Source organism: Streptomyces sp. SD15, assembly GCF_054462255.1.
Window position 1 is genome coordinate 1 of the sequence record NZ_JBTLMO010000079.1, and the last position, 12983, is coordinate 12983.

Consider the following 12983-nt stretch of genomic DNA (forward strand, 5'->3'; position numbering starts at 1 on the left):
GAGGTGTAGATCACGTACGCCGGGTGACGCGGATCGTACGACCTCGGCAGCTCACCGCACGGCCCCTCGGGCAGACCGTCCGCGATCACACACACCGGCTCGGCATCATCCAACATGAAAGCGATCCGCTCGGCCGGATAATCCGCGTCCAGCGGCAGGTAAGCAGCACCCGCCCGATGCACAGCCAGCAACGCGACCACCAGATCCACCGACCGCGGCAGCGACACCGCCACCACACCCTCCGGACCGACCCCCATGCCGGACAGCACACCCGCCAGCCGCTCGACCCGCGCGTCCAACTCCGCGTACGTCAGGGCAGCACCCTCGAAAACCAGCGCCGTCCCCTCCGGCGTCGCCGCCACCTGGGCCCGGAACAGCTCCGGCAGAGTCAGGCCAGGCACCTCGCAGCCGGTGTCGTTCCACTGGCGCAGTACGAGGTGACGCTCGTCGGCGTCGAGCAGGTCGAGGTCGGTGACCGGCACGGAGGGGTCGGCGGCGATCCGCGCGAGCAGCCGCACCGTACGCTCCGTCAGGCGTTCCGCCGTCCCGGGGTCCACGAGATCGGTCGCGTAGTGCAGGAGCAGGGACAGGCGGCCCTCCGCGGCCTCGTCCACGAAGGTGAAGTGGAGGTCGAACTTGGCCGTCCCGGTGTCCATGTCGAACCACTCGGTGGGCATGCCGAGGACGTCGGGGTCGCCGTCCGGGCGGTGATGGTAGCCCAGCATGACCTGGAAGAGCGGGTTGCGGCCGACCACCCGGGGCGGGTTCAGTGCCTCGACCACCCGGTCGAAGGGCACGTCCTGGTGCTCGAAGGCGGTCAGCGCGGACTCCCGTACCCGGGCGAGCAGGTCGGTGAAGGACGGGGCGTCGGACAGATCGGTCCTGAGCACGAGGGTGTTGACGAAGAAGCCGACGAGGTCGTCCAGGGCGGCATCGGTGCGTCCGGCGACGGGGGCTCCGAGCGCGATGTCGTCGCCCGCGCCGAGCCGGTGCAGGAGGGTGGCGGTGGCGGCTTGGAGCAGCATGAACATGCTTGCCCCGGCGTCTGCCGACAGCTCGCGCAGGCCCGCGGTGACGTCCGCCGGGATGTCGATCCGGACCGTGCCGCCGCGGCCGGTGGGTTCGGCCGGGCGGGGGCGGTCCAGGGGAAGGGCGAGCTCGTCCGGCAGGCCGTTCAGCGCGGTCCGCCAATAGGCGAGTTGGCGTTCCTCGACCTGGTCCAGCAGCCGTTCCTGCCAGAGCGAGTAGTCGGCGTACTGCACAGGCAGCGGCGCCCACCCCGGTGCGCCGCCCGCCGCGCGGGCCTCGTAGGCGGTGTCGAGTTCGCGCAGGAAGGGGCGGTCGGACCACTCGTCGGTGGCGATGTGGTGCAGGACGACGGCGACGACGTGATCGGCCGGGGCGATCCTGAACACCTCGCCCCGTAGGGGCAGTTCGCGGGCCAGGTCGAAGGGGCGCCGCTGGGCCGTCTCGATCAGCCCGGGCAGTTCGGCCTCGCCGCAGTCGGTCACGGCGAACGACGGCTCGGCGTCTTCCGGAGCCAGAATGCGCTGGTACGGCTCGCCTTCGTGCTCGCCGAAGAGGGTACGCAGGGCCTCGTGCCGTGCGGCCACATCGCGCAGCGCGATCCGTAGCGCGTCCAGGTCCAGGTCCCCGCGCAGCCGGAAGACCAGCGGGAAGTTGTACGCGACGCCTCCGCCGGTGATCCGCTCGACCAGCCACAGCCGTCGCTGGGCCGCCGACAACGGGATCCGCGCGGGCCGTTCCGTCACCGGGACGACCGCCGGGCGGGTGGGCCTGCCGCCGTCGTCCGCGCGGCCGGCCAGCAGGGCGGGCGTCGGGGCCTCGAAGAGGTCGCGGATGGCGAGTTCGGCGCCCAGTTCGGTACGGGCCCGGCTGACCAGTCGGGTGGCGAGCAGCGAGTGGCCGCCCAGGTCGAAGAAGTTGTCCTCGGCGCCGACGGATGCCGGCAGTCCCAGCACCTCGCCGAACAGCCGGCACAGCACCTCTTCACGCGGGGTGCGCGGGCCGCGACCGCCACCCAGTGCGACGGCGGGTTCGGCGTCGGGCAGAGCCCTGGTGTCGAGCTTGCCGTTGTCGTTCATCGGCAGCCGGTCGAGGGTGACGAAGGCGGCCGGGACCATGTAGTCGGGCAGATCGCGCTTCAGGTCCTCGCGCAGGCGCCGTACGAGGGCGCCGGCGTCGCGTGCCGCGGTGGGGTTGTTGGCGTAGGGCGCGGTGCCGCCGCCCGGCGTGTACAGCCCGCCGACCACCCGGAAGTCGCCCTCGGTGACGAACAGGGCGTCGAACGTGCCCCCTTCACTCGACCATGTGGTCAGCACCCGATAGCCCAGCCGGGCGCCGAGATCGTGCAGTTCCTCGGGGTCCACACCGTCCGTGGCCGTCCGGCCGTCGGGGACCGAGGTGATCCGCAGCCGCTCGGGCCGCTCGGTGCGCAACCGCTCGGGCACGTTCGGGTCCCACGCCACCACCGGTTCGTCGCCGAGCCGCAGATCGGCCTCGCCGGCGTACAGCACCGCGTCATAGCGATGCCGGGTCAGTTCGTTGTGGTGGCGGCCCCTCTTGGTGCGCAGGTCGACGCCGTAGCCCAGGCCGGTGAAGTAGTCGGGGTCGACGAGGAGTTCCTTCTCCAGCCGCAGGCCGCGCTCGACCGCCCGGCCCCTGTCGTCCTCGGCGGTGCCCCGGGCCTGCTGGATCTCCATGTGGAAGGTGCGGGCGAGCCGCAGGTTGCGGACGTCGCCGACGAACAGGGCGCCGCCGGGGGCCAGCAGGTCCATCGCGCCGTGGATGACGGAGGTCAGGTAGTCGATGCTGGGGAAGTACTGGATGACGGAGTTGATGACGACGGTGTCGAAGAAGCCCTCGGGAAGCCCGGTCAGGTCGTCGGCCGGGCGGCAGCGCAGTTCGACCTTGGCCGCCAACTCCGGGTCGCGGAGCAGCTCTTCGCCGATCTTGCGGATGACGGGGGCGGCGAAGTCGGTCGCCCAGTAGGACTCGGCGTCCGGGGCGAGACGGGACAGCAGCAGCCCGGAGCCGACGCCGATCTCGAGGACGCGGCGCGGCCGGAGGGAGCGGATGCGGTCGACCGTGGCCTCGCGCCACTCGTGCATGTGGTCGAAGGGGATGGGCTGTCCGTCGTACGAGCTGTCCCACCCGGCGTACTCCTCGGTGAAGACGGCGGTGTTGATCTCCTCGTACTCGTCGGAGTAGATCTCCTGCCACTCGCCGACCTGGGCCCGCTCGGCCGACTCCCGCTCGTCCTCGCTCAGGTCGGCGGGCACGACATAGCCGACCAGCCGCTCGTCGCGTACCAGTACGGCGGCCTGGGAGACCTGCGGATGGCGGCTGAGCGCGGTCTCGATCTCGCCGAGTTCGACCCGGTAGCCTCGGATCTTGACCTGGTCGTCGGTGCGGCCCAGGAAGTCCAGGTTGCCGTCGGCGCGGCGGCGGACCAGGTCTCCGGTGCGGTACATGCGCTCGCCGGGCGTGCCGAACGGGTCGGCGACGAAGCGTTCGGCGGTCAGGCCCGGCCGGTCGAGGTAGCCGCGGGCGAGGCCGATGCCGGCGATGTACAGCTCGCCGGGCACACCGTCCGGTACGGGGCGCAGCCAGGCGTCGAGGAGGTGGGCGCGGGTGCCGCGGATGGGGCGGCCGACGGTCGGGGTGTCGCTGTCGTGGGTGCCGCCGCCGAGGGTGTTGATGGTGTACTCGGTCGGGCCGTACAGGTTGTAGCCGTACGCGCCGTGCGTGTCGCGCAGCCGGGACCAGACCGTCTCCGAGACGGCCTCGCCGCCGAGCAGGACGAGCGGCGGTACGTGGCCTTCCAGCAGGCCTTCCTCGATGAGGAGGCGGGCGTAGGTGGGGGTGACGTTGACGACGTCGATCCGGTGGGCCTCGCAGTACGCCACCAGGGCCTCGGCGTCGCGCCGCAGCTCCTCGTCGCAGACGTGCACTTCGTGGCCCTCGACGAGCCACAGCAGCTCTTCCCACGACATGTCGAAGGCGAAGGACACGGTGTGCGCGATGCGCAGCCGCCGTCCGCCGGCCGAGGCGATGGCCGGTTCGAAGATCTCCTTCTGGTGGTTGAGCTGCATGTTCGTCAGACCGCGGTAGGGCGTGACCACGCCCTTGGGGCGGCCGGTGGAGCCGGAGGTGTAGATGACGTAGGCGGGGTGCTCCAGGCTGAACCGGGCGGTGACCGGCCCGTCCGGCCGGCCGGCCAGGTCCGCCGTCACGCCCGGGTCGTCCAGCAGGACGCGCGGGAGATCGCCCTCCAGGGTCCCGGACACGGACCGGGTGGTCAGCAGGAGCAAGGGGCGGGCGTCCGCCAGCATCAGGGCGAGGCGGTCCGCGGGGTAGTCCAGTTCCAGCGGCAGATAGGCGGCGCCCGTGCGCAGTACGGCGAACAGGGCGACGACCATGTCGATGGAGCGGGGCAGCCCGAGGGCGATCACCCGCTCGGGTCCGGCTCCGTGGTCCAGCAGCAGCCGGGCCGTCCGGTTGACGGCGGCGTCGAGTTCGGCGTACGTCAGCGCGCGCTCGCCGACGACCAGCGCGGTCGCGTCGGGTGTGCGCGTGGCCTGCGCGGCGAGCAGGTCGGCGATGGTGTCCTCGGGGTCGGGCACCCGGCTGTCCGCCCACGCCGACTCCAGTGCGGCGTGCTCGGCGGGCAGCAGCGGGTCGAGTCCGCCGACCGGGGCGGCCGGGTCCCGGGTCATCCGGTCCAGCAGCAGGATGAAGCGGTCCAGCAGATCCTGGGCCTGCTCGGGGCCGACGAGGTCGGCGCGGTGGGAGAGGGTGACCCGGATGCGCGGGCCGGGCGTGACCACGAGGTTGACCGGGTAGTGGGTCGCGTCGACATTGGCCACGGCAAGGGCGCCGTACCGTTCGCGCAGCCGCTCCAGGCGCTCGCCCGTGTCGCTGTCGCGCAGCACGAAGAGCGTGTCGAAGAGCCTGCGGTGGCCGGTCTCCGCCTGGAGGACGCCGAGGCCCAGATACTCGTACGGCATCAGCTCCAGGCGCCGGTTCTGGATGCGCCGCAGCAGGTCGAGGACCGGTTCCGTGGGGTCGTACGCGATACGGGCGGGCACGGTGTTGAGGAACATGCCGATGACGTTCTCGACGTCCGGGACCTCGCTGGGCCGCCCGGCGACGGTGGTGCCGAAGACGATGTCGGTGCGGCCGGTGGCCGAGGCCAGGGCGAGTCCCCAGGCGGCGTTGAGCAGGGTGTTGAGCGTCAGCCCGTGCGCGCGTCCGGTCTCGCGCAGCAGGTCGCCCAGCTCGGCCCCGAGCAGGGTGTCCAGCTGCTCGGGGATGACCGGCTCCAGGCCCCGGTCGGCGGCGGCCGGGGCCAGCAGCGTGGGCTCGTCGAGACCGGCCAGGGCGGTCCGCCAGGCGGCGGTCGCGGTGGTGTCGTCCTGGGTGCCGAGCCAGGTCAGGTAGTCGCGGTACGAGCCGGGCCGGGGCAGGGCGGAGGCGTCGCCGCCGGTCTCGTACAGCGCGAAGAGCTCGTCCAGGAAGAGCCAGGCCGACCAGCCGTCCCACAGGATCAGATGGCGGCCGATGACGAGCCGGTCGCCTCGGTCCACGCCGAGCCGCACGAGCAGCAGCCGGAACAGCGGGGGCGCCGCCAGGTCGAACCGGCGGGTTCGTTCGGCGTCCGTCAACTCCCTCAGTCGTACGTCCTGTTCGGCGTCCGCGAGGGCGGACAGGTCCACCACGTCGAGCGGTATCTCGGGGGCGTCGACGATGAACTGGACCGGCTGGCGCAGCCCGTCGCTGGTGAACCCGGCGCGCAGGCTCGGGTTGCGGACCAGCAGGGCGCGGGCGGCGGCACGCAGCCGGCCGGCGTCGACCCGGTCGGCGAAGTCGAAGGTCTCGTGGACGGTGTAGACGTCCAACGCGCCGTCGTCGTACATGGAGTGGAAGAACAGGCCCTCCTGGAGGGGGGCCAGCGGCCAGATGTCGGCGACGTCGCCCGGGGCGAGCCGGTGGACGTGTGCGGTCTCCTCGTCGGTGAGGTCGAGTGTGTCGTGCCCGGCGCTCGGTTCGGCCGGGGCCGCGGTGAGGGTGGCGGCCAGGGCGAGGGCGGCGGGGGTGCGGTGTTCGAACACCTCGCGCGGGCTGAGCTCCAGGCCCGCGGCCCGGGCCCGGCTGGAGACGCTGATCGAGCGGATGCTGTCGCCGCCGAGCAGGAAGAAGTCGTCGTCCGGGCCGGTGTCTTCGAGACCGAGCACGGACGCGAAGATCTCCGTCAGCACGCGTTCCCGCTCCCCGGCCGGAGCCCGCCGGACGGCGGCGCGTTCCGCCTCGGGGGCGGGCAGTGCGGCGCGGTCCAGCTTGCCGCTGGGGGTGAGGGGGAGCGCGTCGAGGACGACGTAGGCGTCCGGGACCAGGGGGGCGGGCAGCGCCTCGGCCAAGGCGGTGCGCAGGGCGAGGGTGTCGAGGGCGAGGGCGCCGGGGACGACGTAGGCGACGAGCCGCTGCTCGCGTACCAGCACGGCGGCCTGCGACACCTGCGGATGGCGGCTGAGCGCGGCCTCGATCTCGCCGAGTTCGATGCGGTTGCCGCGCAGTTTGACCTGGCGGTCGGTGCGGCCCAGGTACTCGACCGTGCCGTCCTCGCGCCGTCGCACCAGGTCTCCGGTGCGGTACATGCGGGCGCCCGGCGTCTCGGCGTACGGGTCGGCGACGAAGCGGTCGGCGGTGAGTGCCGCGCGCCCGTGATAGCCGCGGGCCAGCTGGACACCCGTCAGATACAGCTCACCGGGGACCCCGGCCGGGACCGGGCGCAGGCATACGTCCAGGATCCGCAGCCCGGTGTTCCACACCGGTCGGCCGATCGGCACGGTGGTCGTGGGCTCACCGTCGTAGGCGTGGTGGGTGACGTCCACCGCGGCCTCGGTCGGCCCGTACAGGTTGTCCAGGGGTACGCCGGTCAGGGCACGCCAGCGCGCGGCGGTCTCCCCCGCCAGCGCCTCGCCGCTGCTGAACACCCGGCGCAGGCCGGCCGCCCACGTGGGATCGGCCGTCACCTCGTCCGCGCCCAGGAAGGCTTCGAGCATCGACGGTACGAAGTGCAGGGTGGTGACGTGCTGTTCACGGATCAGGTCGGCGAGATAGGCGGGGTCGCGGTGTCCGTCCGGCTTGGCGAGGACGACGGTGGCGCCCTCGCGCAGCGCCCAGAAGAACTCCCAGACGCTCACGTCGAAGCTGGACGGCGTCTTCTGGAGCACCCGGTCGTCCGGGGTGAGCCCGTACTCGCCCTGCATCCACGCGAGGCGGTTGACGACGGCCCGGTGGGTGACGACCACGCCCTTGGGGCGGCCCGTGGAGCCGGAGGTGTAGATCAGATAGGCGGGGTCGTCCGGATCGGCGGGGGTGGCGGGGGCTTCCTCGTGCGGCTCGTGTGGTTCATGTAGTTCGTGTGGTTCATGTAGTTCGTGCGGCTCATGCGGCTCATACAGTTCGTCCACGACGAGTGCCGTGAGGCCGTCGGCGTACGGGAGTCGCTCCTCGTCGGCCGCGGTGGTCACCACCGTGCTCGCACCCGAGTCGGCCAGCATGTACGCCACCCGGTCGGCCGGGTAGTCGAGGTCGACCGGCAGATAGGCGGCACCGGACTTGAGTACGCCGAGCAGGGCGACCATCAGCTCCGTCGAGCGCGGCACGGCGACGGCGACGAACTGCCCCGGACCCGCGCCGCGCGACTTCAGCCGACGAGCGACGGCGTCGGCGCGCGCGTCCAGTTCGGCGTAGGTCAGGGTGTCGGCGTCGAAGACGACGGCGACGGCATCCGGGGTGCGGGCCGCCCGCGCCTCGAAGTCGGCGGCGAGCGTGGTCTCCGGGACGGGCCGGGCGGCGCCGGTGAGGTGGGCGGTGGTGCGCTCCTGCGGGGAGAGCAGGTCGAGGTCGGCCACGGTGCGGCCGGGGTCGTCGGCGAGGGCGCGCAGAACGAGGGTGAGCCGGTCGGCGAGGGCCCGCACGGCCTTGGTGCCGAGCCGTTGGGCGTGGTGCTTGAGCCGCAGATCGAGGCGGCGGCCGGGCTTGACGATCAGGGCGAGTGGATAGTGGACCGCGTCGTGGAAGGCGTGTCCGGTGATCCGGATCGTGCCGGAGGGATCGGTGAGGCCCGGCTCGGCCGGGTAGTTCTCGAAGACGACGAGGGTGTCGAAGAGCTCGCCGTCGCCCGCGAGGCCCGCGACACGCTGGACTTCGGAGAGGCCGAGGTGCTGGTGGCCGAGCAGCGCGCCCTGCTCGTCCTGAAGACGGCTCAGAAGGTGGCCGAGCGTGTCCGCGGGCTGCCAACGCAGGCGTGTCGGCAGGGTGTTGATGAACAGGCCTACCATCGACTCGATGCCGTCCACGGCGGCGTCCCGCCCTGAGACGGTCGTACCGAAGACGACGTCCTGACGCCCGGTCAGCCGACCCAGCAGCAGACCCCACGCGCCCTGCACCACGGTGCCGAGCGTCACTCCGTGCTCGCGGGCGCGGGCCGCCAGCCGGGCGGTGACCCGCTCGGACAGTTCGACCCGGATCTGCGCGGGCTCGACGGGTGCGCCGTCCGCGGGCGCCTCGACCAGCCGGGTGGGCTCGTCGAGCCCGGCGAGGGCGGTGCGCCAGGCCTCGCGCGCGGCCTCGCGGTCCGCCGCCGCGAGCAGGCGCAGATAGTCGCGGTAGGAGGCGACTTCCGGCAGCGGGGCGGGCATGTCCCCGTACAAGGCCATGAGTTCGCGGTGCAGTACCGGCAACGACCAGCCGTCGGCCACGATGTGATGAAACGTCAGGATGAGTTGGCTTTGTTCGTCGCCGAGCCGGACCAGCGCGCAGCGCAGCAGCGGGGGGTGGGCGAGGTCGAAGCGGCGGGCGCGTTCGTCGGCGGCGACGGCGTCGGCGAGCGTGTGCCGGACCGCGGCGTCCTGCGCGGACAGGTCCACCTCGTGCCAGGGCAGCTCCACTCCCCGGGCGGTGATCTGCACCGGGCGGCCGTCGGTGAGCTGCCGGAAGCAGGCGCGCAGCGGGGCGTGCCGGTCCAGCAGTCGCTGGGCGGCGCGGCGCAGGGCGGCGACGTCGACCGGGCCGACCAGTTCGACGACCTGCTGGACGACGTAGGCGTCGCGGTCGGAGCCGTCCACCAGCGCGTGGAAGTAGAAGCCCTCCTGGAGCGGGCCGAGCGGCAGCAGGTCCTCGACGGTGACCGGGTGCTCGCCCTGGAGCGCGGCGAGTTCGGCGTCGGTGAGCCGCACCAGCGGCGTGTCGTCGACGCCGTCGGTGTTCGCGGCCGTTTCCCCTTCGACGACCTGGGCGAGTTCGGCGACCGTACGGTGCCGGAAGACGTCCCGCGGGGTCAGCGTCACGCCCGCGCGGCGGGCGCGGATCAGCAGCTGGATGGCGATGATGCTGTCCCCGCCGAGGGCGAAGAAGTCGTCGTCGACGGTGACCGACCTGAGGCCCAGCGCCTGGGCGTACAGGCCGCACAGCAGTTCCTCGCGGGCGTCGCGCGGGGCGCGGCCCGAGCTGAGGGCGGCGTAGTCGGGTACGGGCAGTGCGGCGCCGTCCAGCTTGCCGCTGGGGGTGACCGGCAGCCGGTCGAGGGGGACGAGTGCGGCCGGGACCATGTACTCGGGCAGCCACTCGGCGGCGTACCCGCGCAGGGTCCGCATCAGTGCGCTCACGTCGCGGAACGGCGCGGGACGGTTGGCGTGCGGGTGGTGGCCGGTGCCGGGCCGGTACAGCGTGCCGAAGGGGGTGTCGCCGCGGGCGAACACGGCGTCGAGTCCGCCGTCCTCGGCGGTTCCGTTCCAGGTGACGGCGGCGCGGTGGCCGTGCCGTGCGGCCAGTTCGCGCAGTGCTTCGGGGTCGACCGCGTCGGCGGGCGGGCGGCTGCTGTCGTCCAGCGAACCGAGCGCGGCGAGGTCTTCGGCGAGCCGGGCGTTGGGGATGCCGGTGACGCGCAGCCGGTCGGGCCCGCCGTCGGCTGCCAGCCGGTCGGCGAGGGCGTCCAGGGTGGCGGGGCCGGACCAGGCCAGCTCCTCGACCGGGGAGGGCGCCTGACCTCCCGCACCGGGCGCGGGTTCTGCGAGGGGCCGCAGCACCACGTCGTAGCGGTAGCGCGTCAGTTCGTTGTGGTGGGCGCCGCGCTTGACGCGTACGTCGGCGGTGAAGCCCTCCAGGGCGGTGAAGAAGTCGGGGTCGAGGAGCAGTTCGCCCTCCCAGGCCACCGACCGGTCCACGGCGGCGCGCAGGGCCTCCTTGTCGTCCGTGCCCCGCGCCGCGCCCTCCGCGCTGTCCGCCCGGCGGCTCTCCACGGCGGCGCGCAGGGTGCGCAGCAGCCGCAGATTGCGTACGTCGCCCACGAACACCGAGGCGCCCGGGGCGAGCAGACGGCGGACTTGGCGCAGTACGTCCGTCAGGTAGTCGGCGCTCGGAAAGTACTGGGCGACGGAGTTGAGGACGACGGTGTCGAAGTACCCCTCGGGCAGACCGGTGGTGTCGTGCGCGGGGCGGGCCAGCAGTTCGACCCGGTCGGCGAGGCCGGGGACGGTCCCGACCTGGGCCTGGAGGGCGCGGATGGCCTCGTCGGAGAGGTCGGTGCCCCAATAGGCGTCGCAGTCCGGTGCGATGCGTGACAGGAGCAGGCCGCTGCCGACACCGATCTCCAGGACGCGGCGCGGCCGGAGCGCCGCGATGGCGTCCACCGTGGCCGCTCGCCACTCGCGCATCTCGGCGAGCGGGATGGGCAGCCCGTCGTACATGCTGTTCCAGCCGGCGAAGTTCTCCTGGAAGCCCTCGGATCCGGCGGCGGCGTAGAGGAGTTCGTGCAGGTCCTTCCATTCGGTGACCTCCGTCGTGCCGTCCGCGGAGGCCTCCAGCGAGGGCACGACGTACGCGGCGAGCCGCCGGTCGCCGGGCCGGTCCTCGCGGACGACGACGGCCGCTTGGGCGACGGCGGGGTGGGAGCGCAGCACGGACTCGATCTCGCCGGGCTCGATGCGGAAGCCGCGGATCTTGACCTGGCTGTCGGCCCGGCCGAGGAACTCCAGGCGCCCGTCGGCTTTCCAGCGGACCAGGTCGCCGGTGCGGTAGAGGCGTTCGCCGGGTGCCCCGAAGGGGTCGGCGACGAATCGCTCGGCGGTGAGGTCGGGCCGGCCGAGGTAGCCGCGGGCGAGTCCGGCGCCGCCGAGGTACAGCTCGCCGGGGACTCCGGCGGGGACGGGCTTCAGCCTGCCGTCCAGTACGTAGGCGCGCGTGCCCGGGTCCGGGACACCGATGGGCACGATGCTGCCGGCGGGGGTGTCGGGGTCGCACCGGCCGAGGGTGGAGTTGGTGGTGGCCTCGGTCGGACCGTACGCGTTGAACATCATGCGGCCGCGGGCGTAGCGCCCGACCAGTTCCGGCGATACCCGTTCGGTTCCCGCCAACAGGGTTGCTTGTGGCGGCAGTTGTACGTCGTCGGGCAGGGCGGCGAGCAGGGCGGGCGGCAGGATCATGAACGTGATGCCGTTGGCGTTCGCGTAGTCGGCGAGCGGCGCTTCGGGCACCCGCAGCTCGGCCGGTACGACGACGAGCCGGCCGCCGGAGAGCAGACCGAGGCACAGGTCCCAGAAGGCCACGTCGAAGCTGGGCGAGGCGAACTGCAGAACCCGGCTGTGCGCACCGATGCCGAAGCGTTCGCTCTGGGTGGCGACGAGCTTCGCGACGCCCGCGTGGGACAGGACGACGCCCTTGGGGCGGCCGGTCGAGCCGGAGGTGTAGATGACGTACGCGGCGTTGGCGACCGTCAACTCCCCGCGCAGTTCGGGGCCGTGGGCCGGGTGACGCGCGAGTTCGGCCGTCGTGTCCGGGGCGTCGAGGATCAGCAGGTCGGTGTCCGGCGGCAGGTCGGCGGCCACCTCCGCGGTGGTGACGAGGCAGACCGGGTCGGCGTCGGTGAGCATGTACGCGATGCGGTCGGCCGGGTAGTCGGTGTCGATGGGCAGATAGGCGGCACCGGACTTGAGGACGGCGACCTCGGCGACGATCAGTTCGGCCGAGCGCGGCACGGCGAGGGCGACCACCTTCTCGGGTCCCGCACCCCGTGCGACGAGGGCATGGGCGAGGCGTGCCGCGCGCTCGTCGAGTTCGGCGTAGGTGAGCCGGGTGTCGGCGAAGACGAGGGCCACGGCGTCCGGGCGGGCCTCGACCTGCGCGGCGAACATCTCCGGCCAGGTAGCGGCGGGCACGTGGTGCTCGGTGTCGTTCCATTCGACGAGGATCCGGTGGCGTTCCTCGTCGCCGAGAAGTGCCAGGTCGCCGACGGTGGCGCCGGGGCGGGCCAGGGCATCCGTCAGCAGGGTCGCGTAGTGACCGAGCAGCCGGTCGACGGTCTCGGCCGCGAAGAGATCCGTCCGGTACGTCGCGCCTACCTCGCCCCCGCCGACGCGCAGGACGAGATCCAGCGGACCGCCGTCCCACAGCTCCGCCGATTCCGGGCCGGTGGTGAACCCGGTGTTGCAGAACACGCCTCCGCCGCGGGTGGGTTCAGGATCGAGCAGTGCGGTGAGCGCGGACAGCGGGACCCGGTGGGCGGCGCCCTGCGCGCAGGCGGTGGCGGTGCGCGCGGCGAGTTCCGCGAACGGGGTGTCGTCGTGGAGCGCGATACGTATCGGCAACCCGCCGTGAGCTATGGCGAGTTCGCCCACGCGACCGCCGTAGCGGTGCAGGAGCGCGGCGTACGCGGCGAACAAGGTGGCATCGGGGGCGATGGCGGCGAGCGCGCGAGTGCGGGTCAGTGTGTGACCGGCGGCGTGCTGCGGATAGGGGAAATCGACGGGAAGGACGGCTTCGGAAGGCAGTGGAACGAGTTGTCCACGCCAGAATTCCGCCGTCGGCGCCGCCAGTTCTTCGTCACTCGAGTTACCCGACACAGGTGCCGCGCCTCCCAAAACATGCCGAACCAGCTCGTTCGAGCCCCGACCGGTCGC

1 protein-coding gene is annotated in these 12983 nt (G+C 72.7%); it reads right to left on the reverse strand.

The features are described 5' to 3' along the window. On the reverse strand, positions 1-12926 hold a 12926-nt coding region (locus ACX28W_RS40690), incomplete at its 3' end, for an amino acid adenylation domain-containing protein (protein ID WP_459005157.1). Positions 12927-12983 lie beyond the last annotated feature (57 nt).